The following is a 23,898-nucleotide window of genomic DNA, read 5'->3' as shown; positions in this document are numbered from 1 at the left end:
CTCGGGCGAGGGATGATGAAGCACCTTAGATCGGTGGACAGCGAGTGAGGACAGCATGACTGCGGCCAAACAGGTCAGCGTCGGCGTGCCCGACGACGGCATTCTGCTCGGCGAGCTGGCCGATGCGCTGCGGCGGGTTCGCCGCGGCGATCTCAAGGTACGCCTGCCCAAGTGGTCCGGCACCGCAGGTGAGGTGGCCGATGCGTTCAACGAGGTCGTCTCGCTTCAGGAGCGGCAAAACCTCGACGTACGCAAGATCAGCCGAATTGTCGGTCGCGACGGCCGGCTGACCGAACGCCTCGACGAAGAAGGTCTCGACGGAGCGTGGGCCGATTCCGTACGCTCCGTGAACTCGCTGATCGACGACCTGGCCCGGCCGACCACCGAGATCTCCCGCGTGATCGTGGCCGTGGCCGACGGCGACCTGTCCCAGCACATGGCCCTGGAGATGGACGGGCGACCTCTCCGGGGTGAATTCCTGCGGATCGGCCGAACGGTCAACACGATGGTGGACCAGCTGTCGTCGTTCGCCGACGAGGTGACCCGGGTCGCCCGCGAGGTGGGTACGCAGGGCGAGCTCGGCGGCCAGGCCGACGTCCGCGGGGTGGCCGGCACCTGGAAGGACCTGACCGACTCGGTCAACACGATGGCCTCGAACCTGACCCATCAGGTGCGGTCGATCTCGCAGGTGGCCACGGCGATGGCCCGCGGTGACCTGACCCAGCGGATCACGGTCTCGGCCCGCGGCGAGGTGGCCGACCTGGCGCACACCATGAACGGGGTGACCGACGTCCTCCGGCTCTTCGCCGAGCAGGTCACCCGGGTGGCCCGCGAGGTCGGCACCGAGGGCAAGCTGGGTGGTCAGGCCCAGGTGCCCAACGTCGCCGGTACGTGGAAGGACCTGACCGACTCGGTCAACTCGATGGCCTCGAACCTGACCAGCCAGGTGCGCAACATCGCCCAGGTGTCGACCGCGGTGGCCAACGGCGACCTGTCGCAGAAGATCACAGTGGCCGCCCAGGGCGAGATCCTCGAGCTCAAGGACACCGTGAACACAATGGTGGACCAGCTCAGCTCGTTCGCCGACGAGGTCACGCGGGTGGCCCGCGAGGTGGGCACCGAGGGCAAGCTGGGCGGCCAGGCGCAGGTGCGGGGCGTCTCGGGCACCTGGCGTGACCTCACCGAGAACGTCAACCAGCTGGCCAACAACCTCACTGACCAGGTGCGGAACATCGCCCAGGTGTCGACCGCGGTGGCCAAGGGTGACCTGTCGCAGAAGATCACGGTCGACGCCCGCGGCGAGATCGCCGAGCTGAAGGACACCGTGAACACGATGGTGGACCAGCTCAGCTCGTTCGCCGACGAGGTCACGCGGGTGGCCCGCGAGGTCGGTTCGGAAGGCAAACTGGGTGGTCAGGCTCAGGTCAAGGGCGTCGCGGGTACGTGGCGCGACCTCACCGACAACGTCAACTACATGGCCACCAACCTGACCAACCAGGTGCGTAACATCGCCTCGGTCACCACCGCTGTGGCCAAGGGCGACCTGTCGCAGAAGATCACGGTTGACGCCCGCGGCGAGATCCTTGAGCTGAAGTCCACCGTGAACACGATGGTCGACCAGTTGTCGTCGTTCGCCGACGAGGTCACGCGGGTGGCTCGCGAGGTGGGTTCCGAAGGCAAGCTCGGCGGTCAGGCACAGGTGCGGGGTGTGGCCGGCACCTGGCGCGACCTGACCAACAACGTGAACTACATGGCCACGAACCTGACCGCCCAGGTGCGGAACATCGCCCAGGTGTCGACCGCCGTCGCGAAGGGCGACCTGTCGCAGAAGATCACGGTCGACGCCCAGGGCGAGATCCTCGAGCTCAAGAACACCGTGAACACGATGGTCGACCAGTTGTCGTCGTTCGCCGACGAGGTCACCCGGGTGGCTCGCGAGGTGGGTTCCGAAGGCAGCCTCGGCGGTCAGGCACAGGTGCGGGGTGTGGCCGGCACCTGGCGCGACCTCACCGACAACGTCAACTACATGGCGTCCAACCTCACCGCCCAGGTGCGCAACATCGCCTCGGTGACCACCGCGGTGGCCAAGGGCGACCTCTCGCAGAAGATCACGGTCGACGCCAAGGGTGAGATCGCCGAGCTCAAGGAAACCGTCAACACGATGGTCGACCAGCTCAGCTCGTTCGCCACCGAGGTCACCCGGGTCGGCCGCGAGGTCGGCATCGAGGGCAAGCTGGGCGGTCAGGCCCAGGTCAAGGGCGTTTCGGGCACGTGGCAAGACCTCACCGACAACGTCAACCAGCTGGCCTCGACCCTGACCATCCAGCTGCGCGCCATCTCCGAGGTGTCCACCGCCGTGACCCGCGGCGACCTCACCCAGAGCGTGTCGGTCGAGGCGCAGGGCGAGGTGGCCGAGCTCAAGGACAACATCAACCAGATGATCGTCACGCTCCGCGACACCACCAAGGCCAACGCGGAACAGGGCTGGCTCGACTCCAACCTGGCCCGGATCGGCGGCCTGCTGCAGGGCCAGCGCGACCCCGGCGAGGTCTGCCGGATGATCATGACCGAGGTCACGCCGCTGGTCGACGCGCAGCTCGGCGCGTTCTTCCTGGTCGACAACGAGCAGGCGGTGATGCGTCTGCGGCTCGCCGCCTCGTACGGCTACGTGGCCCGCAACCACGAGGTGACGTTCGGTCCCGGCGAGGGACTGGTCGGCCAGGCCGCGGTCAGCCGGCGGACCATCCGGGTACGCGCGACGCACGACGGCGTGCTGACCATGCGGTCCGGGCTGATGTCGATGCCGCCCAACGACCTGGTCGTGCTTCCGGTCGTGTTCGAGGGCGAAATGCTCGGCGTGATCGAGTTCGCGTCGGTGGCGGCCTTCTCCGGTCTGCACCTGACCTTCCTGGAACGGCTGGTGGCCAGCATCGGCGTGGCCCTCAACACCATCCAGGCCAACCGGCGCACCGAGGAACTGCTCTCCCAATCGCAGCGGCTGGCCCGCGAGATGCAGGACCAGTCGGCCGAGCTGCAGCGCACCAACGCCGAGCTGGAGGACAAGGCCAAGCTGCTGAGCGAGCAGAAGGCCAACATCGAGACCAAGAACCGTGAGATCGAACTGGCCCGGCTCGGCCTGGAAGAAAAGGCGCAGCAGCTCACCCGCACGTCGGCATACAAGAACGAGTTCCTGGCCAATATGAGCCACGAGCTGCGTACGCCGCTCAACTCGCTGTTGCTGCTGGCCCGTCTGCTCGCCGACAACCCCGACGCCAACCTCACCGAGAAGCAGATCGAATTCGCTCGTACGATCCACAGCGCCGGATCCGACCTGCTGTCCCTGATCGACGACGTCCTCGACCTGTCCAAGATCGAGGCCGGCCGGATGGACGTGGAACCCGACCAGGTCGACCTCGCGGGCCTGCGCAGCTACGTCGAGCAGGCGTTCCGCCCGCAGGCCGACGAGAAGGGCCTGGAGTTCCGGGTCGAGCTGGCCAACTCGCTGCCCGACGCGCTGGTCACCGACTCGCAGAGGCTCCAGCAGATCTTGCGCAACCTGCTGGCCAACGCGGTCAAGTTCACCGACCACGGCCGGGTCACGTTGAGCATCAACCCGGCCGAGCCCGGCGTCGACTTCGACACGCCGTCGCTGCGGCAGGCCGGTCAGGTGGTCGCGTTCGCGGTCACCGACACCGGCATCGGCATCTCGGACGAGAAGCTCAGCCTCATCTTCGAGGCGTTCCAGCAGGCCGACGGCACGACCAGCCGCAAGTACGGCGGCACCGGCCTCGGGCTGTCGATCAGCCGGGAACTGGCGGCTCTGCTCGGCGGTGAGATCGCGGTCCGGTCGGTGCCCGGCGAAGGGTCCACGTTCACGCTGTTCATGCCCGACTCGTTCGTACCCGATGCCATGCCCGCGCCGCTCGTGCCGCCGGTGCCGGCGGCAACCATCCAGCCGCGCACCGCACCGCCGGCCTTCGACTTCCCGATGATCACCCCGCGGCCGGAGGAGAAGCCCGTGGTGACGCCGGCCAGCCGGCAGCTCGACGGGGCCACCGTGCTGATCGTGGACGACGACGTCCGCAACGTGTTCGCCCTGACCAGCGCGCTGGAGATGCACGGCCTGCACGTGCTGTACGCGGACAACGGCGTCGACGGCGTCCGCATCCTGGCCGAGCACCCCGAGGTGGACATCGTGCTGATGGACGCGATGATGCCCGACCAGGACGGCTACGAGACGACCCGGGGCATCCGGCGCAATCAACGCTTCCGCGACCTGCCGGTAGTGTTCCTGACCGCGAAGGCGATGCCCGGCGACCGGGAGTCCGCGCTGGCCGCCGGGGCCAGTGACTACATCACCAAACCGGTCGACCTGGACGAACTGATCGAGCTGATGGCCCGCTGGGTCAACGCCGACGAGACCGAGACGGAGCGTGGCTGAGCGTGGCTGCCGGGCTTTCGGGGGTTCTGAACGTGGCTGACCGGGCTGTCGGGGGGTTCTGAACGTGGCTGATCGGGCCAAAGCGCTGCTGGTGGACGACCGGCGCGACAACCTGCTCGCCCTGGAGGCCATCCTCCAGGGCCTGCCGGTCACCGCGGTGGCCGTGGAGAGTGGCGAGGCGGCGCTGAAACAGCTGCTCACCGACGACTTCGCGGTGATCCTGCTGGACGCGCAGATGCCCAACATGGACGGCTTCGAGACGGCCAGCCACATCAAACGGCGCGAGCGTACGCGGCACGTACCCATTCTGTTCCTGACCGCCGCCGACCGTGACGCCCAGCTGGCCCTGCGCGGTTACGCGGTCGGCGCCGTCGACTACCTGACCAAGCCGTTCGACCCGTGGGTGCTGCGGGCCAAGGTGTCCATCTTCGTCGAGCTGTGGAACAAGACCCAGCAGCTCAAAGCCCAGGCCGAGGCCACCCGCGAACGGGACGCCCAGTGGCAGCGGCTGACCGAGACGGTCGACGAGGCCGCCCGGGTGCTGCGCGGAAACGGCGACAACGCCGCCGGCGAGGCCCTGGAACTGCTCGAGAAGGCGCGCTGGGGCAACTGATGATCCTGGTTCCGTACCACCAGGACGAGCGCCTGGCCGACGACCTGCTGCCACTGACCACGGGCGTCCGGCTGATCGAGCCCGCCCTGCCCGACGGCGACGTCTGGTCCCGCATGGTCACCCTGCACGCCGCCGCGGCCGACGCGATCGCCGCCGAGATCCGCGCCGACGGCGACACCATCGTCCTGTCCGGCGACTGCCTGGTCGCGATGGCCACCCTGGCCGGCGCCCAGCGAGCCGGCCACGATCCGGCGATAGTCTGGTTCGACGCCCACGGCGACGTTCACACGCTCGAGAGCAGCAGTTCCGGCTACCTGGGCGGCCTGTCGCTGCGCCTGCTGCAGGGCGCGCACGCCGACCGCCTGGCCACCCCGCTCGGCGTCCGCCCGATCTCCGAGAATCGCAGCGTCCTGGTCGGCGCCCGCGACCTCGACCCGGCCGAGGCCGACTTCCTGCGCACCAGCGCGATCGCCCGCTTCGGGGTGGCCGACCTGGACGTGGCCAAACTGCCCGACGGCCCGCTGATCGTCCACGTCGACGTCGACGTGATCGACCCGTCCGAACTGCCCGGCCTGCTCTTCGCGGCCCCCGGCGGCCCTTCCGCGGCCGACGTGCTCCAGGCCGTCCGTCGCATCCTGGACACCAACCGGGTGGTCGCCCTCGACGTCGCCTGCCCGTGGCACCCCACCACCGACCCGGCCGTCCAACAGGACCGGGCCGCCCTCATCGAGGACCTCACCCGCGCCTTCTGACAGGAAGTAACGCATCCGAGACCTAGGACTTGTCATGCGACTACCCCCGGGGGGTATAGTATTTGCTAAACTTCGGCCGTGCCGGAGGACAGGGAGTGGGACATATATGTCGTCGATGAAGTGCGAGCCTGGGTCAACGCGCTCGATCCAGCTACGAAGGATCGTGTCGCTAAGGCGATCGACATCTTGGCTGAGGTCGGGCCCGGTCTCGGCCGGCCTATGGTCGACAGCGTCCGCCTCTCGTCGATCGCCAATCTGAAGGAGCTGCGGCCGGGCACGGTTCGAATCCTGTTCGTCTTCGACCCCTGGCGATCAACCATCCTGTTGGTCGCGGGAGACAAGGATGGGATGTGGAACGAGTGGTACAACCAAGCCATACCTCTCGCGGAGCAACGGTATGAGGTCTATCTGAAGGAACGGGCCGAAGAAGAGGGGGACAGTGCGTGAGCAGCTATGTGCGTTGGAAGGACATTCGCGTCGAGTACGTCGAGCGAGCAGGCGGCGAGGAAGCGTTTGAGGCCGGCAAACGCGAACTGCTGGCCTCGATGATCGGGCAGCGTCTCGCTGAGATCCGGAAAGCGCGGGGCATGACGCAGCTGCAGGTCGCCGAGCGCATGGGCGTGACCAAGGGGCGGATCTCCCAGATCGAGCAGGGCAAGATCTCCGGTCAGGATGTCGTCGCCCGGTATGCGATAGCGCTCGGCGGGACCCTGCACCAGGCGATCTACTTCGACGACGGCGATATTGCCGCGATCGCCTGAGGGTGGCTCAGTGGTGCCAGGGGAGCTGGACCGGGGTGGGTGGGATGCGACCGGCCAGCAGGTTGGTCAGCAACGGTGGTAGCGCGTACGGGTAGATGGTTTCGGTGGTGGACCGCAGGTCGGGGAGGAGCCACCAGCGGTGGCCGGTGAGGAAGCCCCGTTCCAGGTCCTCCATGCGACTGGTGTCGATGTCGTGGCGGTCGACGCGGTGGAAGAAGAAGTCGTCGCGGAACTGGCCCTGGGCGAAGCCCAGGTCGGCGTACCCGGTGGTGAACGCGACCGGCGCGCCCAGCTGACGCCGGTCCACCGTGAGGCCGACCTCCTCGCCCAGCTCGCGCGCGGCCGCCGTGGCCAGGCGTTCCCAGCGCTTGACGCCACCGCCGGGTGTCAGCCACGCCTCGCCGTGCGCGAACCGGTTGCGGAGCAACAGCAACCGGTCCTGACCGTCGACCAGCAACACACGGGCGGAGCGGCGGGCATACACCTGGGTGAGGTTATCGGTTCACGTACGGAGTGAGGGCGTTGTCGATGGCGGCTCGCAGGTGGGCCGCCGGCCGGGCGCCGACCAGGGTCATCGTGGGGTGGCCGGCCTGGAAGAGCATCAGCGTCGGCATCGACATGACACGGTAGTCGCGGGTGGTGGCCGGGTTCTCGTCCGAGTTCAGCTTGGCGAACACGACCCGGCCGGCGAAGGACGGGGCCAAGGCCGACAAGGTTTGCGCCATCGGGCGGCAGGGTGGGCACCACTCGGCCCAGAAGTCGACCAGAACCGGCGTGGGAGAACGCAGGACCTCGTCGGCAAAGGTGGCGTCGGTGACGATTGTCAGCAGGTCATCTGGCATCGGATGGTGCGCTCCTCGATGGCGTCGGCCAGCTGGCGATGCAGCCGGGTGCGTACGGCGGCGAGCTGATCGATGACGCCGTCGACCTCGGCCAGCTTGCGGCGCAGCACCGCCACCGCGTCGGGGCAGACGTGGCCGGCCTCGTTGCCGGCGCGCAGGCAAGCGACGAAGGGGCGGATGTCGTCGAGGGCGAACCCGGAGTCGAGCAGCGACCGGATCTCCCGGACCACCCGCAGTTCGGCGTCGTCGTAGCAGCGGTAGCCACGCGCGTCCCGGGACGCGCGAACCAGCCCGTGCTGCTCGTAGTAACGCAGCGTGCGCGTACTGGTCCCGGCCCGTGCCGCCAGCTCACCGATCAGCATGCGTCGAACGCTATGCCTTGACGCCGGTGTCAAAGCAACAGAACCGCAACCGAGAGGCCAGCAACGACCCGCAGGGCGGCCCCGCGCTTAGCGCAACAAACCGCCGGCTGAGCCCTCGCCAGAACATCTCCCCGCGCAAAAAAGGTCGGAGGGGCGGTCAAGCGCTACTGATCATCAGGGCGGAGCGGAGGCCGGTGATGTCGAGCACACGCATCAGGAAGTCGCCGACGTTGGCCAGGGCGAGCACCGAGCGTGCATGCTGGGCCTTGCGACTGAGCACGACCAACGTGCCGAGCCCCTGGCTGTCGCAGAACGTCACACCGGCCATATCCAGCACGATCCGGGCCGGAGGCTCGTTGAGCTCCTCGTTCACCATCGCGCTGAGCTCGGCCACCGTGAGCACGTCGATCTCCCCGGCGAGCACGAAGGTCAGCTCGTCAGGGGCACGCTGAACCGTGATGGACAGCTCCGGTCGCTCCACGCGTTTCACCCTATCGCGAGTGGCCGCGTAGTTCCTGTTGAGAGCGGGCCCAGCGGGTCACCCAAGGTGACATGAACAACCCTCTTGCCCCGTCACGGGAGGGCCGCTGCCAGAATGGATGACGCTGTGACCACCTCATACCGCGCCGGCTCGTTCCCGTACCCGGAGGACGCACCGGCTTCCCAGGCCCTGTTCGACCGCGCCCGCGCCATCGTGCCGGGCGGGGTCAATTCACCCGTGCGTGCGTTCCGGGCCGTCGGTGGCACGCCCCGATTCATGGCCGAGGGCAGCGGCGCCTGGCTGACCGACGCCGACGGCCGGCGCTACGTCGACCTGGTCTGCTCGTGGGGGCCGCTGATCCACGGCCACGCCCATCCCGAGGTGATCGCCGCGGTCCAGGCCGCCGCGGTCAAGGGCACGTCCTTCGGCACTCCCACCGCCGGCGAGGTCGAGCTGGCGGCCGAGATCGTCGCCCGTACGCCGATCGACGAGGTCCGCCTGGTCAACTCGGGCACCGAGGCCACGATGACCGCGATCCGCCTGGCCCGGGGCTTCACCGGCCGTTCGACGATCGTCAAGTTCGCCGGCTGCTACCACGGGCACGTGGACGCGCTGCTGGTCGCGGCGGGTTCGGGCGTCGCCACGCTCGGTCTGCCCGATTCGCCCGGAGTGACCGGTGCGGCGGCGGCTGACACCATCGTGGTTCCGTACAACGACGTCGCGGCCGTCGAGGCGGTCTTCGCGCACAAGAACGTGGCCGCGGTGATCACCGAGGCGGCGGCCGGCAACATGGGTGTGGTCCCGCCGCGGGACGGCTTCAACCAGCGGCTGGCCGAGATCGCCCACGCGAACGGCGCCCTGCTGATCGTCGACGAGGTGATGACCGGCTTCCGCGTCAGCCGGCAGGGCTGGCAGGGCCTCGACCCGGTCGACGCCGACCTCTACACGTACGGCAAGGTGATGGGCGGCGGCCTTCCGGCGGCGGCGTTCGGCGGCCGCTCCGAGATCATGTCCCGGCTGGCCCCGGCCGGCCCGGTCTACCAGGCCGGCACCCTTTCCGGTAACCCGCTGGCCTGTGCGGCCGGCCTGGCGTCACTGCGGCTGGCCGACGACGCCGTCTACAAGCGCCTCGACGAGTTGTCGGCGACCGTCGGCGCGCTGGCCTCCGATGCGCTCAACACCGCCGGGGTGCCGCACCGGCTCTCGTACGCGGGCAACATGTTCTCGATTTTCTTCACCGACGTGGACGTGTACGACTACGAGACCGCGCGCACCCAGGACGCCGGCGCGTTCAAGGCCTTCTTCCACGCGATGCTGGCCCGCGGCGTCTACCTGCCGCCCAGCGCGTTCGAGTCGTGGTTCGTGTCGACCGCCCTGGACGAGGCGGCGTTGGAGACCATCGCCGAGGCGTTGCCGTTCGCCGCCCGGGCCGCGGCGGCCGCCATGGGGGAGAGCCGATGAGCGAGTCCACCACCGTCGTCCATGTGCTGCGGCACGGCGAGGTGCACAACCCGACCAGGATTTTGTACGGCCGTCTGCCCGGCTTCCACCTCTCGGAGCTGGGTCGGCAGATGGCCAAGGCGGCCGCCGACGTCCTCAAGGACCGGGACGTCACCCATCTCGTGGCCAGCCCGCTCGAACGCGCCCAGGAGACCGCCGAGCCGTTCGCCGCGCAGTACCAGCTCGACGTCACCACCGACGTGCGGCTGATCGAGAGCGCCAACTATTTCGAGGGCAAGGGCGTCGGGCCGGGGGACGGCTCGTTCCGCGACCCCCGCAACTGGTGGGTGCTGCGCGACCCGATCACCCCCTCCTGGGGTGAGGCCTACCTGGTCATCGCCAAGCGGATGTTCGAGGCGGTGCAGGCCGCGCGGGTGGCGGCCGAGGGCCACGAGGCGGTCTGCGTCTCGCATCAGCTGCCGATCTGGACCCTGCGCCGGTACGTCGAACGTAAGCGCCTGTGGCACGACCCGCGCCGCCGCCAGTGCGGCCTGGCCAGCCTGACCTCGTTCCGCTTCGAGGGCAGCGAGATAGCCGGTATCGACTACTCCGAACCCGCCGCGCATCTGGTCGCGATGTCGCCGGGTGCCCGGAGCGCCAAGGGAGCTTGACCATGCGCCGGTTCGTCGCGCTGCTCGCCATCGCCGCTCTCGCGGGGGCGGCGCTGACGGGCTGTGGCAGCGACAGCTGGGTCGACGACTGCGTCACCACCCAGGGCGTCATCGAGTGCGCCCCGGACAAGCGTCCGCAGGTCAAGGACGTGACCGGTGAGCTGCTGGACGGCGGCGCCTATGACGTGGCCAACGATCGCGGCAAGGTCGTCGTGGTCAACTTCTGGGGCTCGTGGTGCAACCCCTGCCGGGCCGAGGCCGACGACCTCGAGCGGACCTACCAGGCGACCAAGGCCAAGGGTGTCACCTTCATCGGTGTCAACTCGCGTGACGACCGTGACTCGGCCAAGGCGTTCGAGCAGGGCCGGGTCACCTACCCGAGCGTCTTCGACCCGGACGGCAAGGTCGCGCTCGAGTTCGACGTCAACCAGGTCAGCACGCCGCAGACGCTGATACTGGACCGGGCCGGCAAGATCGCCGTGGCGCTGCGCCGAGCGACAGTGGCCTCCGAGTTGCAACCGCTGGTCGAGCGGGTGGCCGCCGAGAGGACACCCTGATGGGCGAGACGTTCGCCGGCATCGCCGACAACGGACCGCTGCTGCTGGCGATCGCCGTGTCGGCCATCGCCGGGCTGGTCAGCTTCCTGTCGCCGTGCGTGCTGCCGCTGATGCCCGGCTACCTGTCCTATGTGACCGGGCTGGCCGGCTCCGACCTGGAGGATCACCGAGACCGCGAGGCGGCGCCGGCGGAGGGCTCGGTCGCGGTGGCCACCCCGGTGCGTACGCGGGGCCGGGTGCTGGCCGGGACCAGCCTGTTCGTCCTCGGCTTCTCGGTCGTCTTCGCCCTGCTCGCCACCCTCGCCGCCAACGTCGGCCTGGCCCTGCGGCACAAGCACGAACTCGAGATCGTCCTCGGCGTGCTGATCATCGTGCTCGGCCTGGCCTTCCTCGGCGTGATCCCGGGCATGCAGCGCGAGTTCCGGATCCATAAGCTGCCCAACGCGGGCCTGGCCGGCGCGCCGGTCTTCGGCGCCATCTTCGGCCTGTCCTGGATGCCCTGCACCGGCCCGACCCTGGGCGCGGTGATGAGCCTGGCCACCACGACCGGCCAGACCGACCGGGCGCTGGTCCTGGCCCTGGCCTACAGCCTCGGGCTGGGGGTGCCGTTCGTGCTCTTCGGGCTGTTCTTCCGCAAGCTCATCGGTGTCTTCAAGGCGGTACGCCGGAACAGCCGCTGGGTCACCCGGATCGGCGGCGGCCTGCTCATCCTGGTCGGGCTGGCCCTGATCACCGGCGGCTGGAACAGCTTCCTGATCTGGCTGCTGACCACCTTCAACTTCGACGCCGGGGCCCTGCTGTGACAGTCTTGGAAGAGCGGACCGCCGAGGCCGCGCCGCCACCGCGCCGGGCCAACCCGGTGCTGGCCTTCCTGCGGAACTCCTGGCGTCAGCTGACCAGCATGCGTACCGCGCTGGTGCTGCTCTTCCTGCTCGCCGTCGCGGCCATCCCCGGGTCGGTGCTGCCGCAGCGCGCGGTCAACATCGAGCGGGTCGCCGGCTATTTCCGCCAGCACCCCGACCTCGCACCCACGCTGGACAAGCTGGGCATGTTCGACGTGTACGCGTCGGTCTGGTTCGCCGCGATCTACCTGCTGCTGTTCACGTCGCTGGTCGGCTGCGTGACGCCCCGGCTCCTGGAACTGGTCCGCGCGCTCCGCTCCGTACCCCCCGATGCCCCGAAGCGCCTGGACCGCCTGCCGGAACACGCTGCACCGGCGGAACGCACCGGGGAGCCCGCGGCCGTCGCGGCGGACGTCGCCGCCGCCCTGCGCAAGCGGCGCTGGCGGGCCCGGGTACGTGAGCACGACGACGGCGTGTGGACGATCGGTGCCGAGAAGGGCTACCTCAAGGAGACCGGCAACCTGCTGTTCCACCTGGCCATGCTGTTCGTGCTGGTCGGCGTGGGGTTCGGCGCGTGGTACGGCTGGCACGGCAACCGCCTCCTGGTGCGAGGCCCGGACCGCGGCTTCTGCAATGCGGTCACGCAGTACGACGAATCGAAGCTGGGCGCGCGCGTCGGCCCCGAGGACCTGCCGCCGTTCTGCCTGGAGCTGACCGAGTTCACCGCGGCGTTCCAGGACACCGGGCAGCCGAAGTCGTTCCGGGCCACCGTGCGGGTCGACGAGGACGGCCGGGAGAGCACCCGAACCTTCACCGTCAACCACCCGCTGCGGCTGGCCGGTGCGAACGTCAGCCTGATCGGCCACGGGTACGCGCCGGTGCTGCGCTACACCGACCGGTACGGCAAGCAGTCGACCAAGGCGGTGCCGTTCCTGCCCCGCGACGGCATGTTCACCAGTGAGGGCGTCGCGATGTTCCCCGACGTCAACATCGACCCCCGGACCGGCCGGCGCGACGAGAACCTGCAGGTCGGCTTCGAGGGTGTCTTCCTGCCGACGGCCGGTTCCGACGGCCGGCCGACGTCGGTGTTCCCGGGCGAGCGCAACCCGGTGCTGTTCCTCACCGCGTACCGCGGAAATCTTGGGGTCGACGCCGGCATCCCCGGCTCGGTGTACTCGCTCGACCGGTCCCAGATCGCCAGTGGCCGCCTCGCGCGGGTCAGCGGTGACGGGCGCCCGCACGAGCTCGAGCCCGGCCAGGCCTGGACCCTGGACGACGGAACCAGGCTGGAGTTCCTCGGCACCGAACCGTTCGCCACGCTGGCCGTGCGGGACGACCCGACCCTGCCGGTGGTGCTGGCCGGTGCGGTGCTCGGCCTGCTCGGGCTGATGGCGTCGCTGTACGGGCGCCGGCGGCGGGTGTTCTTCCGGATGTCGCCCCTGGCCGGTGCCGGTGACGGGGCCGGGCGTACCGTGATGGAGGCCGGTGGCCTGCCGCGCACCGACTATCCCGGCTTCACCGACGAGTTCCGGGGTGTGGTCAAGGCAGCCCAGGGTGACGAGGGGACCGCGTGATGGCGGAGTTGTCGAACCAGTTGATGGCGCTCACCGTGCTGGGCTATCTGGCCGCGATGGTGTGTTACGCCGCGGAGTACGCGTTCGGCACGCGCAGTCACATCGCCCGGGCGGCTACGCGTGAGCTGGTCGGAGCCGGTGGCCCCCCGCTTTCTACTCAAGACTCTTTGGCGATCGATGAGCCGCGGAGCCGTGGCGACCTGGTCGGCAAGGTCGGGGTCGCGCTCAACGTCCTCGGGCTCGCCCTGCACCTCGGCGCCCTGGTCACGCGTTCGGTCGCGGCCGAGCGGATGCCCTGGGGTAACATGTACGAGTTCATCCTGTCGGTGTCCTTCGTGGGCTCCGCGGTGTGGCTCGGCGTGCTCTGGCGCCGCCCCGCGATCCGGCACCTGGGCCTGTTCGTGGCGCTGGCCATGGTCGTGCTGCTCGGGGCGAACGGGCTGATCGCGTACACACCGGTCGGTCCGCTGGTGCCCGCGCTCCAGTCGTACTGGTATGTCGTCCACGTCTCGACGATCATCCTGGCCTCGGGCATCCTGCTGTTCGGGGCCGTGCCCGCCACCCTGTTCCTGATCAAGTCCGGGTACGACCAGGGCAAGACCCGCTTCCCGTACCCCCTGGGCCGGCACGTCCCCGCGGCCGAGACGCTGGAGCGGCTCACCTTCCGCCTCCACGCGTTCGCGTTCCCGCTGTTCACGTTCGGTGCGCTGATCGCCGGCCCGCTGTGGGCCGAGGCGTCCTGGGGCCGCTACTGGGGCTGGGACCCGAAGGAGGTGTGGGCGTTCATCTCCTGGGTCGTCTACGCCGCCTACCTGCACGCCCGGGCCACCCCGAGCGTGAAGCGCACCACGGCCACCTGGATCGCGATCATCGGTTTCGCCACGATGCTGATGAACCTGTTCGGCGTCAACCTGTTCTTCGAGGGCCTGCACTCGTACGCCAACGCCGGCTGATCATTTCCGCTCGAACCCCATCGTCGGGTGCGGCGGCCCGCCCAGGGCGGTCGAGAGCGTGTCGGCCGGCCCCCACGACTCGCCGTTCTTGGCCGCGGCGTAGGCCAGTCCACTGACCATGTGCTCCCATGAGCGGCCGGTCATGGCCACCGCCGCCGTCCGGGCCGGTCTCCGGGCCGCGGCGGCGATCGGCGCGTGCTCGGACAGCTCGCCGCCGGCGTACGTCTCGACCGGCCCCAGTAGCGCCGCGATCGACCGCCAGGTCACCACCGGCAGCGTGACCGTGTACGGCTGGTCGGCGACCAGACCGAGGTCGTCCGAGGTGAACTTGGCGATGGTGAACTCGCACCACTCCGACCACCCACCGGCCGGGATGCTCGGCGGGGTGGCCCGCACCCGCCACCGGTAGCCGGCGCCATGGGTCAGGGGCGTGCCGAGCATCCGGAAGTCCAGGCGCGCCGAGCCGCCCCGGTCTTCGGCCCCGGCCTGGTTGACGTCCTGGTCATGGCGCCCGTCGAGCCGGGTCACCTGGAAGGTGCTCTGGATCCGCGACAGCCCCGGCACCGGGATGAACGAGCTGCTCAGGACCGGGTACGCGACGTCCAGGGTGGGGCGGCCGGGCCCGGTCGAGCAGCCCAGGCCGTTGGTCGAGAGGGCGGTCGGCAGTGCGGCGCCGGCGTACTTCGGGTCGTTCGGGTCGGCGGCCGGCTCGTCGATCGCGTCGAGGACCGATGCGCCCGCATAGCCGCAGTCCCCGGCCTGGGCGGGCCAGGTGGCGAGCAGGGCCTGGCACGAGGCGAGCGGGATCGGCGCCACCGCGTCGGGTGCGAGGTCGCGGAGCCGGAGCCCGGCCACGATCTCTTCCTCGAGTTCCCTGGTTCTTTGGCGGGCCTGTTCGCCGGCCTCGGGGTCGACCTTCTCGTCGGCCGGGCGGGTCGCCACGATGCCGGCCAGACCCACGACGATGACGACGGCGGCGGCGACGGCCATCCGGATCAGGGACCGTGACGCTGCCGTCCTCCCGCCCGCGGTGAGCCGAAGCACTGGCGGCGGCGGTGGTGCTTCGACCGGCCGGGACCGCTTGGCCAGCCGGACGGCCACCACGGCTCCGGCCACGGCCGCAACCACCAGCACCACGCCGGCGACGGAACGCTTCTTCACGGGCCGCGTAATCGGCGGGCAACCCGCGAACCTGAGGCTAGGTGACCGGGCAGTCGCCGGCCGTCCACGTGTCGAAGCGGTTCTTCCAGTTCAGGCAGAACCCGCCCGACCGCTGGGCCGCCGAGTCCGCGGTCAGCGTGTTCACATCCGATCGCCAATACCGCGGACGGCTGGCCCCCACGGCCGGCCGCAACTGCACGTTGTCCACCGCCACCGGAGGCACGTCGATCCGGGCGGCCCGCCGCGGGTCGGCGTACACCTCGACATACTGCTCGATGTAGGCGCTACGCCCCACCGGAAGCCGCTGCGCGGTCAGCAGGTTCCACCGGTTCCCCCACCACAGCCACGCCTGCCACACGCCTTGCCCGTCGGTGTGCAGGTCGATCCAGGCCCGGTCACCCGGCCGCAGCGTGTACTGGTCGTAGAACTGCCAGGTCCGGGTGTTCGAGTTGTACGTGTACACATGCTGCCGCCCGGCCCCGACCCACCCGGTCTCCGCCCACCCGGCCTCCAGCCAGGCCATGTTCCCGTTCCCCAGATCCCGCTTGACCATGAACCGCCCGGCGACGAAGTCATAGGTGTTCGGCCGGATCGCCCCGTCGACCACGGCGATCCGCCCTGACACCCCGCCCCATTCACCGCCGGTACCGGCCCCGAGGTGGTGGTAGCCCCCGGCCGTGGTCTCCGCCCGCAGCCGCTGCACCTGAACGGCCGACTCGAGCACCGGCCCGGCCCCGGCCCGGCAGGCGCCCGGCGTCCGCGTACCGGCGGGCATGGTTGGCGCCTTGGTCGAGGCTTTGGCCTTGCCACAGACGGGTAGGTCCCCGGCCTGCGCGGGCGTGGCCACGGCCAGCGCGGCCACCAGCCCGGCCAGACCCAGAACCCGTCCCACGGTACGCACCTTCACGCACCCTCAACGCAGTACGACGATCACCGGTGACGGTCGCCGTCAACCGGACGTGAATCTCATTTACGTCCATCACTCCAATCGGTAATCTCGCCGCGACCGACGGTCGTGAATGCGGGGTTCGAAATTGCCAACTGGAACTGTTCGAAGCGATGGCGGTTGCCGCAGACCTCGATGAATTCGTGGTCGCTTTCGATCAGATCTTCTCGCGCATCGCTTTCGGTGAAGCGGATCCGGAAATCTGGTGACATACATGACCGAGAGAATTGTTCGACGGCGTCTTGCCGCGGCCCGGAGTGCGGTGTTCGACGCGCTTGAGCGTGTGATCGGGCAGGAAGCGGCGGACAAGATAGCGGAGGACGGGTACCGGCACTTCGATGACTCTCGCCACGCTGACGGTGGTGTCCAGGATTGATGGCCCAGCGCCATCCGAGCCTGGCCAGCGGTGATGATCGGCACCCTGGGCGGGTTCGGGTGGTTGGCGGTGCGAGACTTGGGGTATGGCCGCGCGTGGGTTTCCGTACTCTGACCTGCAATCTTTTGTCTCCGCGCTGGAAGCGGCCGGTGAGCTGCGGCGGGTGACCGTGCCGGTCGACCCGACGCTGGAGATCAGCGAGGTCGTGACTCGGACCGTGCGTGCGGGGGGCCCGGCCCTACTGTTCGAGCGGCCCACCCGGGGCGAGATGCCGGTGGTCGTGAACCTCTTCGGGACCGAGCGGCGGATGGCCATGGCCCTGGGGGTCGAGTCGCTCGACGAGGTGGGGGACCGGATCGGGGCGATGCTCAAGCCGGAACTGCCGGTTGGGTTCTCGGGGATGCGCGAAGGGCTCGGCAAGGTCATGCAGCTGACCTCGATGCCGCCCAAGAAGGTCAAATCGGCGCCGTGCCAAGAGGTGGTGCTCAAGGGCGACGAGGTTGACCTGGACAAGCTGCCGGGGCTGCAGGTGTGGCCGGGGGACGGCGGCGTTTTCCACAACTTCGGGCTTACGCACACCAAGCATCCTGAGACCGGGAAACGGAATCTCGGGCTCTATCGGCTGCAGCAGCACTCGAAGAACACGCTGGGCATGCACTGGCAGATCCACAAGGACTCGACCGCGCATCACGCCGTGGCTGAACGGAACAACACCAGGCTGCCGGTGGCCATCGCGATCGGGTGTGACCCCGTGGTCAGTTACGCCGCGTCGGCGCCGTTGCCGGGGGACATCGACGAATACCTGTTCGCGGGCTTTCTGCGGGGGGACCGGGTCGAGATGGTCGACTGCGTCAGCGTTCCGTTGCAGGTGCCGGCCCAGGCCCAGGTCATCCTCGAGGGATATCTGGAGCCGGGGGAGCGTCACGACGAGGGGCCGTTCGGGGACCATACCGGGTTCTACACGCCGGTCGAGCCGTTCCCGGTGCTGCACGTCGAGGTGATGACGATGCGGAAGAAGCCGATCTATCACTCGATCATCACGTCCAAGCCGCCGCAGGAGGATCACGGGCTGGGCAAGGCGACCGAGCGGATCTTCCTGCCGTTGCTGAAGATGCTGATCCCGGACATCGTCGACTACGACATGCCGGCGGCCGGCGTCTTCCACAACTGTGTGATCGTCTCGATCCGGAAGCGGTACCCGAAGCACGCCCAGAAGATCATGAACGCGATCTGGGGCGCCCACCTGATGTCGCTGTCCAAGCTGATCGTCGTGGTGGACTCCGACTGCGACGTGCATGACTACAACGAGGTGGCGTTCCGGGCCTTCGGGAACGTCGACTACGACCGCGACCTGCTGGTCACCCAGGGGCCCGTCGACCACCTCGACCACGCCTCCTACCAGCAGTTCTGGGGTGGCAAGGCGGGCATCGACGCGACCCGTAAGCTGCCGTCCGAGGGCTACACCCGCGGCTGGCCGGAAGAGATGACCATGTCGGCCGAGGTGGTCAGCCTGGTCGACAAGCGGTGGAAGGAGTACGGCATATGACCGAATTGTCAGAGCGGCCGGGCAAGGTCACCTCATTCCTCCGTCTGGTCAAGGTCGAGCATTCGATCTTCGCGCTGCCGTTCGCCTATCTATCGGCGTTCGTGGCCATGAAAAGCGACACCCAGTGGACGAAGCTTCTGCTGATCACCGTCGCGATGGTGGCCGGGCGCACCTTCGCCATGGCGGCCAACCGGATCCTCGACCGCAAGATCGACGCCCTCAATCCGCGTACGCGGAATCGCGAACTCGTCACCGGCGCCGTTAGCCTCCGCACGGCCTGGACCGGCGCCCTGATCAGCGTGCTCGTCCTCTTCGTGGCGGCCGGCCTGCTCAACTGGCTCTGCCTGGTGCTGTCGCCGCTGGCCGTGATCCCGCTGATCATCTACCCGTACGCCAAGCGCTTCACGAACTTCCCGCACTACGTGCTGGCGCTGGCCCAGGCGGTCGCGCCGGTGGGGGCCTGGATCGCGATCACGGGTACGTTCACCGGCTCCGGCCCGGCCTGGGTGCTCGGGGTCGCGGTGGGCCTGTGGATCGGCGGCTTCGACATCATCTACGCCTGCCAGGACGTGGAGATCGACCGGCAGATCGGCGTGCACTCGACGCCGGCCCGGTTCGGTGTGCGTACCGCCCTGCGCATCTCGACCGCGACCCACGTGGTGACGTTCGCCCTCTTCGTCTGGTTCGGTGCGCTGGCCGGGCTGGGCTGGCTGTGGTGGATCGGGTTGGCCCTGACTGCCGCCTCATTCGTCTACCAGCACGTCATCGTGACGCCGAGTGATCTGAGCAAGGTGAACAGAGCGTTCTTCACGGCCAACGGCTTCGTCGGGATCGCACTCTTCGTGTTCGCTCTGCTCGATCTGGCGCTGCTGTGACAGCCCGCGTTCCCTGGATCGTCGGCGTCTCGGGCGCGTCCGGAACCCCGTACGCCAAAGCGGTAGTGAATGGTCTTCTCGACGCCGGCCACCCGGTCGACCTGGTGATCTCCAAGGCGGCCCGGTTGACCCTGCTGGACGAGACCGGCGCGACCGTCCGGGACGCCCACTGGGCGGACGACGTGGCGGCCTGGCTCGGCACGAAAGGGGACGACCTGACCTACTGGCCGGCGACGGATCTGGCCGCCGGGCCGAGCAGTGGCTCCTACCCGGCCCGCGGCATGGTGGTCGTGCCGGCCAGCACCGCGGCCTGCGCGGGCATCGCGATCGGCCTGTCCAAGGATCTGCTCCAGCGGGCCGCCGAGGTCAACCTGAAGGAGCGCCGGCGCACGGTGGTCGTTCCCCGTGAAACACCGGTCACCCGCTCCCACCTGGAACATCTCATCGCGCTGCATGATGCAGGCGCGGTGGTACTACCGGCCAGCCCGGGCTTTTACGGCGCCGGTGCGTCGGCGACGGCTCAGCAGCTGGTCGATTTCGTGGCGGGCAAGGTGCTGGACGCGCTCGGCGTCACGCACAGCCTGTTCACCCGTTGGACGGGTGAGCTGAATGCTCAGCGCAGCCCGTTGGGTGGCCCGTAACCGGCCCCCGGATTGCTGGGTCCGCTGTTGCGGGGCCGGTTGGCCGCGTCGTCCTCGCGCATCTCCTCGATCACGCCGTCGCCTTCCAGCAGCGCGCGGACCTCGGATTCGCGAAAGCGGCGATGCCCGCCCGGCGTGCGGATGCTGCCGATCCGGCCGGCCGCGGCCCAGCGTGTCACCGTTTTCGGGTCGACGCGAAACAGTGCGGCCACCTCGCCCGGCGTCAGCAGACGATCTCCCGTGTCCACAGCCTCCTCCTCGCGTCGGTGTGTTGGAGCGGCCGTGGTCACGGTGAGTGTCGGCGAGCTCGATCGGGACGTACAGCCATTAGAGCATCGGCGTAACAGCAAGTCCGTGAAATGCGGAAAAAGAGCCGATTACGACAGTGATCATTATCCTGGCACCCTAACCCTGCTACGCGGTGTGAGGCTGCCCCTCCGCGAGACAAGTTCTCGCAAGGGCAGATTAGGGTCTGCACCATGGACGGAATCGACCGCCGACTCATCGACCTGCTGCGCGAAAACGCACGTTCGTCGTACGCCGAACTGGCTCGCAAAGTCGGCCTCTCGGCCCCGGCCGTGCACGAGCGGGTCGGCAAGCTCGAGGCGGCCGGGACGATCCGGGGCTACCGTGCCGAGGTCGACCACGAACAGATCGGTCTGGGGGTCACCGCGCTGATCGGCATCGTCGAGGACTCCGGCGCCGACACCGACGACGTGCTCACCGCCGTGCGCGCGATGCCCGAGGTCGAGTCCTGCTACTTCATGGCCGGCGTCGAGTCGTACCAGCTGACCGTCCGGGTCGGGACGATCGCCGAGCTCGAGCAGCTGATCGTCCGGATCAACCGCACCCGCGGGGTGGCCAGCACCCGCACCGCGATCGCCCTCAGCACAAAATGGGAGAACCGGCCCCAGCCCGGATCGGAGTAGGCATGGATCAGCTCGACCGCGGTGACGACCACGCGCGCGACTGGGCCCGCAACGCCATCGCCCTGGTCGAGGCGGACGCCAACCGCTCCGCCGACACCCACCTGCTGCCCTTCCCGCTGCCATCGGCGTGGGGCGTCGACCTCTATCTCAAGGACGAGTCGTCGCACCCCACCGGCTCGCTCAAGCACCGTCTGGCGAGATCACTATTCCTGTACGCCCTGTGCAACGGCTGGATCGGCCCGGACACCACGGTGGTCGAATCCTCCAGCGGCTCGACCGCGGTCAGCGAGGCGTACTTCGCCCGGATGCTGGGCCTGCCCTTCATCGCGGTCATGCCGGCCTCGGTGTCGCCCGAGAAGATCGCGCTGATCGAGTTCCAGGGCGGCAAATGCCACCTGGTCGACGACCCGACCACGGTGTCGGCCACCGCCACCCGCCTCGCCGCCGACCTCGGCGGGCACTTCATGGACCAGTTCACCCACGCCGAGCGGGCCACCGACTGGCGCGGCAACAACAACATCGCCGAGTCGATCTACGCCCAGCTGACCCTGGAACGGCACCCGGTGCCGGCCTGGATCGTGGTCGGCGCGGGCACCGGCGGAACCAGCGCCACCATCGGCCGGTACGCGCGTTACCGGCGCTTCCCGACCAGGCTGTGCGTGGTCGATCCGGAAGGTTCCGCGTTCTTCCCGGCGTACTTCAGCGGCGATTTTGATCATTGCACCGGCCGCGGCTCACGCATCGAAGGCATCGGGCGGCCCCGGGTCGAGCCGTCGTTCCAGCCGGCCGTGGTCGACCGGATGGTGCAGGTGCCGGACGCGGCTTCGCTGGCCACCATGCGAGCCGGGTCGGAGGTGCTCGGGCGGCGCATCGGCGGCTCGACCGGCACCAACCTGTGGGGTGCGTTCGGGCTGATCGCGGCCATGCGGGCGGCTGGGCGGACAGGCTCGGTGGTCACGCTGATCTGCGACGGCGGTGAGCGGTACGCGGACACCTACTACTCCGACGCCTGGGTGGCCGCGCAGGGCCTCGACCTGGCCCGCTATCGCCAGGTGATCGACCGGTTTCTCTCCGAGGGGACCTGGGCCGAAATCTGACCGACCGAAGGGCGGCGCGGTCGCCCCGGATTTGGTTGGATTTCAGACGTGGAAGACGATTCACCTTCGCGGCCGTCCCGGCGGGCGCTGATCATCGCGGCCGGGGTGCTGGCGGTGGCGGTGGCCGTGTCCACCGGGGTCATCGCGTTCGCGCCGTCCCGGCCCGCCTCGGTCTCCGCGGTGCGTGCGGCCGAGGCCGAGGAGAAAGAGCCGCCGACCCCCTTCGAGCAGGCCGAGGCGTCGCTCCAGCGGCAGGCCGGCGCGCTGATCAAGGGGGACGAGAAGGGGTGGCTGGCCGCCGTCGACCCCAAGTCGCCGGCGCTGCGGGCGCGGTACCGCACGATGTTCCGCTCGCTGCGCGGCCTCGGCGTCAGCCACTTCGAGTACCACACCTACCAGCGCGCGGGCAGCAAGGGCAGCACCGTCGCGATGGGCGTCTCGATCGCCTTCTGCCTGAGCGTGGTCACCTGCCCCGCGTACACCATGAAGTCCGACAACGGCCCGCCCCGGGCCGAGCAGGCCCTGACCCTCAAACCGGTCGCCGGGCGGTATGTGATCAGCGGCCTGGCCGGCGTCAAGGACCCCAACTACCTGCAGCCGATGCCCTGGGAGAGCGGCGACCTGGTCTTCGCCGCCGGCCGCCGGGTGACCGTGGCGGCCACCCCGAAACAGGCGAAGAACCTCAAGCGGGTGCTCGCCGTGGCCGAGAAAGCGGCAGTGATCAACGACCGGTACGCGGCCTTCGTCGGCAACCCGCAACAGCGCTACCGCGTCTACCTGGCCGACGACAAGGTCTGGAAGAAGTGGTACGGCGGCATCGACGACAAATGGACGGTGGCGTACGCCGTCCCGCTCAACAACGCCGGCACCGACGTCGTCCTGCGGATGAGCGAACTCAGCGACCGCCGCCTGCTCGAAACCACCCTCCAGCACGAGCTCGGTCACGTGGTCACGGTCGGCGGAGTGTCCACCCGCGACTTCGGCCAGGACCAGTGGCTCAGCGAGGGCATCGCCGAATACATCGGCTGGGCCCCGCGGCACGCCACCGACAGCTGGCGACGCCGCAGCGTGCACAACGCCTTCGCCCGGGCCAGGAAACCGAAGACGATCGCCGCCGGCGAACTCGGCGACAACGCCAGCGACAAGGCCGGCGACGCGTTCTACGGGCTGGCCCACTTCGCCGTCGACTGCATGGCCCAGAAATACGGTGAACGCAAGCTGTTCCAGTTCGTCAAGCTGACCCTGCGCGAGGACAACACCTACGACATGGCGTCCCGCGAGGCCTACGGTGTGCCCTTCAAAACGGTCGACCAGGCCTGCCTGAGCTGGATCAGGAAGACGGCGTGACCCATTTCGCCAGTCCCGGATAGTCGGTGACGAAGCCCTCGTCGTCGACGATAAGGTCGGCGCTGAACGTGTCCGAGGCGAACCGGATCACCCCGTCGGCCTGCGGCGTGTAGATCTGATCGGCCTGCACCACCTCGAGGCTGGGCAGCAGCACCCAGGCCACGCTGATCCGATGGGCCACCCCGCGCTCGGCGGTCAGCAGCCCCAACCGGCGAATCGGCAGCGTGTTGGTCAGCGGTGAGCCGGTCAGATCGACGTCGAACGCGCCGTAGAGCAGATCGGGATCCTCGGTGCCCGGCAGGCCGGCCGCCGCGTGCCCCGCCGCGGTCAGGACCGCGTCCAGATTGCCCTGCTCGGCGGTGGTCACCCGCCAGCGTCCGGCCGCCAGCTCCAACCTGAGGGTACGGGCCCAGGCCGCGCCCTCGACGGCCACGTCGACCCGGGTCGTGGCCCACCGTGGGTCGGTCTGGATCTCGTACCGGGCGGAGTAGGGGATCGGGTCGACGGCCTGCTGGATGCCCCGGGCGTACAGACCGTCCCGGGCGTCCACCAGCGTGTGCTCGACGCCGGGCACATCGCGGCGCTCCCAGAACCGGGCGGTCGGCAGGGTGGGCATGACCCGACGTTACCCGCCCGCCGGACTCCTCCTGGTGAGCAGAGCCGCTCTGCGCACTAATAGGTGCCACCGCGG

General features: G+C 69.1%; 26 protein-coding genes. 17 read left to right on the top strand and 9 right to left on the bottom strand.

The annotated features are described in order from the left end of the window. The first annotated feature begins 55 nt into the window (after window positions 1-55). The 5 genes from ACGFIO_RS16350 to ACGFIO_RS16330 all read left to right on the top strand — a co-directional run bounded on the left by ACGFIO_RS16350 (window position 56) and on the right by ACGFIO_RS16330 (window position 6,567). Window positions 56-4,441 (top strand): HAMP domain-containing protein, encoded by a 4,386-nt coding sequence (locus ACGFIO_RS16350; RefSeq protein ID WP_392826969.1) that lies wholly within the window; start codon window positions 56-58, stop codon window positions 4,439-4,441. Between the two features lie 64 nt (window positions 4,442-4,505). Then, the gene (locus tag ACGFIO_RS16345) at window positions 4,506-5,054 is read left to right on the top strand and encodes a two-component system response regulator (protein WP_392826967.1); all 549 of its coding nucleotides are present in this window, start codon (window positions 4,506-4,508) and stop codon (window positions 5,052-5,054) included. Then, window positions 5,054-5,806 carry an arginase family protein gene (locus ACGFIO_RS16340; RefSeq protein ID WP_392826965.1) on the top strand — a complete coding sequence of 251 codons (753 nt, stop codon included), beginning with the start codon at window positions 5,054-5,056 and terminating at the stop codon, window positions 5,804-5,806. Before ACGFIO_RS16345 ends, ACGFIO_RS16340 begins: the two co-directional genes overlap by 1 nt. Before the next feature lie 78 nt (window positions 5,807-5,884). Further along, window positions 5,885-6,253, top strand: a complete 369-nt coding sequence (locus tag ACGFIO_RS16335) for a type II toxin-antitoxin system RelE/ParE family toxin (RefSeq protein ID WP_392826963.1) — start codon at window positions 5,885-5,887, stop codon at window positions 6,251-6,253. Beyond that, window positions 6,250-6,567: a helix-turn-helix domain-containing protein gene (locus tag ACGFIO_RS16330; protein ID WP_392826961.1), complete on the top strand. Its 318-nt coding sequence runs from the start codon at window positions 6,250-6,252 to the stop codon at window positions 6,565-6,567. The genes ACGFIO_RS16335 and ACGFIO_RS16330 overlap by 4 nt, the downstream gene beginning before the upstream one ends. 7 nt (window positions 6,568-6,574) lie before the next feature. Here ACGFIO_RS16330 and ACGFIO_RS16325 read toward each other — a convergent pair whose 3' ends face one another. From ACGFIO_RS16325 to ACGFIO_RS16310, 4 genes are all read right to left on the bottom strand, one after another. Then, the gene (locus tag ACGFIO_RS16325) at window positions 6,575-7,051 is read right to left on the bottom strand and encodes an NUDIX hydrolase (protein ID WP_392826959.1); all 477 of its coding nucleotides are present in this window, start codon (window positions 7,049-7,051) and stop codon (window positions 6,575-6,577) included. Window positions 7,052-7,061: 10 nt separating this feature from the next. After that, on the bottom strand, window positions 7,062-7,409 hold the full coding sequence (trxA, locus tag ACGFIO_RS16320; RefSeq protein WP_392826958.1) for a thioredoxin: 348 nt from the start codon (window positions 7,407-7,409) through the stop codon (window positions 7,062-7,064). Continuing rightward, window positions 7,391-7,771 (bottom strand): MerR family transcriptional regulator, encoded by a 381-nt coding sequence (locus ACGFIO_RS16315; protein WP_392826956.1) that lies wholly within the window; start codon window positions 7,769-7,771, stop codon window positions 7,391-7,393. Before ACGFIO_RS16315 ends, trxA begins: the two co-directional genes overlap by 19 nt. Before the next feature lie 157 nt (window positions 7,772-7,928). Then, window positions 7,929-8,252, bottom strand: coding sequence for an STAS domain-containing protein (locus ACGFIO_RS16310; RefSeq protein WP_392826954.1), 324 nt, complete (start codon window positions 8,250-8,252; stop codon window positions 7,929-7,931). Window positions 8,253-8,366: 114 nt separating this feature from the next. On the opposite strand from ACGFIO_RS16310, the gene hemL reads away from it, so the two are divergent. The 6 genes from hemL to ccsB are packed head-to-tail and all read left to right on the top strand — an operon-like array spanning window position 8,367 to window position 14,289. Next, window positions 8,367-9,713 carry a glutamate-1-semialdehyde 2,1-aminomutase gene (gene hemL, locus ACGFIO_RS16305; protein WP_392826952.1) on the top strand — a complete coding sequence of 449 codons (1,347 nt, stop codon included), beginning with the start codon at window positions 8,367-8,369 and terminating at the stop codon, window positions 9,711-9,713. Further along, window positions 9,710-10,363: a histidine phosphatase family protein gene (locus ACGFIO_RS16300; RefSeq protein WP_392826951.1), complete on the top strand. Its 654-nt coding sequence runs from the start codon at window positions 9,710-9,712 to the stop codon at window positions 10,361-10,363. Before hemL ends, ACGFIO_RS16300 begins: the two co-directional genes overlap by 4 nt. Further along, window positions 10,360-10,920, top strand: a complete 561-nt coding sequence (locus tag ACGFIO_RS16295; RefSeq protein ID WP_392826949.1) for a TlpA family protein disulfide reductase — start codon at window positions 10,360-10,362, stop codon at window positions 10,918-10,920. Before ACGFIO_RS16300 ends, ACGFIO_RS16295 begins: the two co-directional genes overlap by 4 nt. Then, window positions 10,920-11,723: a cytochrome c biogenesis CcdA family protein gene (locus ACGFIO_RS16290; protein ID WP_392826948.1), complete on the top strand. Its 804-nt coding sequence runs from the start codon at window positions 10,920-10,922 to the stop codon at window positions 11,721-11,723. Before ACGFIO_RS16295 ends, ACGFIO_RS16290 begins: the two co-directional genes overlap by 1 nt. Continuing rightward, entirely contained in the window at window positions 11,720-13,336 is a 1,617-nt protein-coding gene (locus ACGFIO_RS16285; protein ID WP_392826946.1) for a cytochrome c biogenesis protein ResB, read from the top strand. The genes ACGFIO_RS16290 and ACGFIO_RS16285 overlap by 4 nt, the downstream gene beginning before the upstream one ends. After that, window positions 13,336-14,289 carry a c-type cytochrome biogenesis protein CcsB gene (gene ccsB, locus ACGFIO_RS16280; protein ID WP_392826944.1) on the top strand — a complete coding sequence of 318 codons (954 nt, stop codon included), beginning with the start codon at window positions 13,336-13,338 and terminating at the stop codon, window positions 14,287-14,289. Before ACGFIO_RS16285 ends, ccsB begins: the two co-directional genes overlap by 1 nt. Here the strand turns inward: ccsB and ACGFIO_RS16275 are convergent, their stop codons facing one another. The 3 genes from ACGFIO_RS16275 to ACGFIO_RS16265 form a co-directional block, all read right to left on the bottom strand. Further along, entirely contained in the window at window positions 14,290-15,450 is a 1,161-nt protein-coding gene (locus ACGFIO_RS16275) for a hypothetical protein (RefSeq protein WP_392826943.1), read from the bottom strand. Between the two features lie 37 nt (window positions 15,451-15,487). Then, window positions 15,488-16,342, bottom strand: coding sequence for a hypothetical protein (locus ACGFIO_RS16270; protein ID WP_392826941.1), 855 nt, complete (start codon window positions 16,340-16,342; stop codon window positions 15,488-15,490). Window positions 16,343-16,416: 74 nt separating this feature from the next. Further along, window positions 16,417-16,608 (bottom strand): hypothetical protein, encoded by a 192-nt coding sequence (locus tag ACGFIO_RS16265; RefSeq protein ID WP_392826940.1) that lies wholly within the window; start codon window positions 16,606-16,608, stop codon window positions 16,417-16,419. A 249-nt stretch (window positions 16,609-16,857) separates the two neighbouring features. Here ACGFIO_RS16265 and ACGFIO_RS16260 point away from each other — a divergent pair, with 249 nt between their 5' ends. From ACGFIO_RS16260 to ACGFIO_RS16250, 3 genes are read left to right on the top strand one after another with little or no spacing between them, the layout of a single operon-like run. After that, window positions 16,858-18,318 carry a menaquinone biosynthesis decarboxylase gene (locus ACGFIO_RS16260; RefSeq protein WP_392826938.1) on the top strand — a complete coding sequence of 487 codons (1,461 nt, stop codon included), beginning with the start codon at window positions 16,858-16,860 and terminating at the stop codon, window positions 18,316-18,318. Next, complete coding sequence (gene mqnP, locus ACGFIO_RS16255) at window positions 18,315-19,193, top strand: menaquinone biosynthesis prenyltransferase MqnP (protein ID WP_392826937.1); 879 nt, start codon at window positions 18,315-18,317, stop codon at window positions 19,191-19,193. Before ACGFIO_RS16260 ends, mqnP begins: the two co-directional genes overlap by 4 nt. Continuing rightward, complete coding sequence (locus ACGFIO_RS16250; protein ID WP_392826936.1) at window positions 19,190-19,834, top strand: UbiX family flavin prenyltransferase; 645 nt, start codon at window positions 19,190-19,192, stop codon at window positions 19,832-19,834. The genes mqnP and ACGFIO_RS16250 overlap by 4 nt, the downstream gene beginning before the upstream one ends. On the opposite strand, the gene ACGFIO_RS16245 is transcribed toward ACGFIO_RS16250, so the two are convergent. After that, entirely contained in the window at window positions 19,807-20,082 is a 276-nt protein-coding gene (locus tag ACGFIO_RS16245; RefSeq protein ID WP_392826934.1) for a BldC family transcriptional regulator, read from the bottom strand. The two genes, ACGFIO_RS16250 and ACGFIO_RS16245, sit on opposite strands and share 28 nt — an antisense overlap. A 231-nt stretch (window positions 20,083-20,313) precedes the next feature. Between ACGFIO_RS16245 and ACGFIO_RS16240 the strand changes: the two genes are divergently transcribed. The 3 genes from ACGFIO_RS16240 to ACGFIO_RS16230 are packed head-to-tail and all read left to right on the top strand — an operon-like array spanning window position 20,314 to window position 23,207. Next, window positions 20,314-20,763: an Lrp/AsnC family transcriptional regulator gene (locus ACGFIO_RS16240; RefSeq protein ID WP_392826932.1), complete on the top strand. Its 450-nt coding sequence runs from the start codon at window positions 20,314-20,316 to the stop codon at window positions 20,761-20,763. 2 nt (window positions 20,764-20,765) lie between these two features. Then, window positions 20,766-21,860: a PLP-dependent cysteine synthase family protein gene (locus ACGFIO_RS16235; protein WP_392826931.1), complete on the top strand. Its 1,095-nt coding sequence runs from the start codon at window positions 20,766-20,768 to the stop codon at window positions 21,858-21,860. A gap of 48 nt (window positions 21,861-21,908) precedes the next feature. Continuing rightward, window positions 21,909-23,207: a hypothetical protein gene (locus ACGFIO_RS16230; RefSeq protein ID WP_392826929.1), complete on the top strand. Its 1,299-nt coding sequence runs from the start codon at window positions 21,909-21,911 to the stop codon at window positions 23,205-23,207. Here the strand turns inward: ACGFIO_RS16230 and ACGFIO_RS16225 are convergent. Beyond that, complete coding sequence (locus ACGFIO_RS16225; protein ID WP_392826928.1) at window positions 23,191-23,823, bottom strand: putative glycolipid-binding domain-containing protein; 633 nt, start codon at window positions 23,821-23,823, stop codon at window positions 23,191-23,193. The two genes, ACGFIO_RS16230 and ACGFIO_RS16225, sit on opposite strands and share 17 nt — an antisense overlap. Window positions 23,824-23,898 lie beyond the last annotated feature (75 nt).

The organism is Actinoplanes sp. NPDC049265 (assembly GCF_043197135.1).
GTDB lineage: Bacteria > Actinomycetota > Actinomycetes > Mycobacteriales > Micromonosporaceae > Actinoplanes.
This window is presented reverse-complemented; position numbering and strand designations above follow the sequence as displayed.

Coding starts and splice junctions, on each gene's coding strand:
- ACGFIO_RS16350 (WP_392826969.1), top strand. CDS start 56: ATGACTGCGGCCAAACAGGTCAGCGTCGGCGTGCCCGACGACGGCATT.
- ACGFIO_RS16340 (WP_392826965.1), top strand. CDS start 5,054: ATGATCCTGGTTCCGTACCACCAGGACGAGCGCCTGGCCGACGACCTG.
- trxA (WP_392826958.1), bottom strand. CDS start 7,409: ATGCCAGATGACCTGCTGACAATCGTCACCGACGCCACCTTTGCCGAC.
- ACGFIO_RS16315 (WP_392826956.1), bottom strand. CDS start 7,771: ATGCTGATCGGTGAGCTGGCGGCACGGGCCGGGACCAGTACGCGCACG.
- hemL (WP_392826952.1), top strand. CDS start 8,367: ATGGATGACGCTGTGACCACCTCATACCGCGCCGGCTCGTTCCCGTAC.
- ACGFIO_RS16300 (WP_392826951.1), top strand. CDS start 9,710: ATGAGCGAGTCCACCACCGTCGTCCATGTGCTGCGGCACGGCGAGGTG.
- ACGFIO_RS16290 (WP_392826948.1), top strand. CDS start 10,920: ATGGGCGAGACGTTCGCCGGCATCGCCGACAACGGACCGCTGCTGCTG.
- ccsB (WP_392826944.1), top strand. CDS start 13,336: ATGGCGGAGTTGTCGAACCAGTTGATGGCGCTCACCGTGCTGGGCTAT.
- ACGFIO_RS16265 (WP_392826940.1), bottom strand. CDS start 16,608: ATGTCACCAGATTTCCGGATCCGCTTCACCGAAAGCGATGCGCGAGAA.
- ACGFIO_RS16260 (WP_392826938.1), top strand. CDS start 16,858: ATGGCCGCGCGTGGGTTTCCGTACTCTGACCTGCAATCTTTTGTCTCC.
- mqnP (WP_392826937.1), top strand. CDS start 18,315: ATGACCGAATTGTCAGAGCGGCCGGGCAAGGTCACCTCATTCCTCCGT.
- ACGFIO_RS16240 (WP_392826932.1), top strand. CDS start 20,314: ATGGACGGAATCGACCGCCGACTCATCGACCTGCTGCGCGAAAACGCA.
- ACGFIO_RS16235 (WP_392826931.1), top strand. CDS start 20,766: ATGGATCAGCTCGACCGCGGTGACGACCACGCGCGCGACTGGGCCCGC.
- ACGFIO_RS16225 (WP_392826928.1), bottom strand. CDS start 23,823: ATGCCCACCCTGCCGACCGCCCGGTTCTGGGAGCGCCGCGATGTGCCC.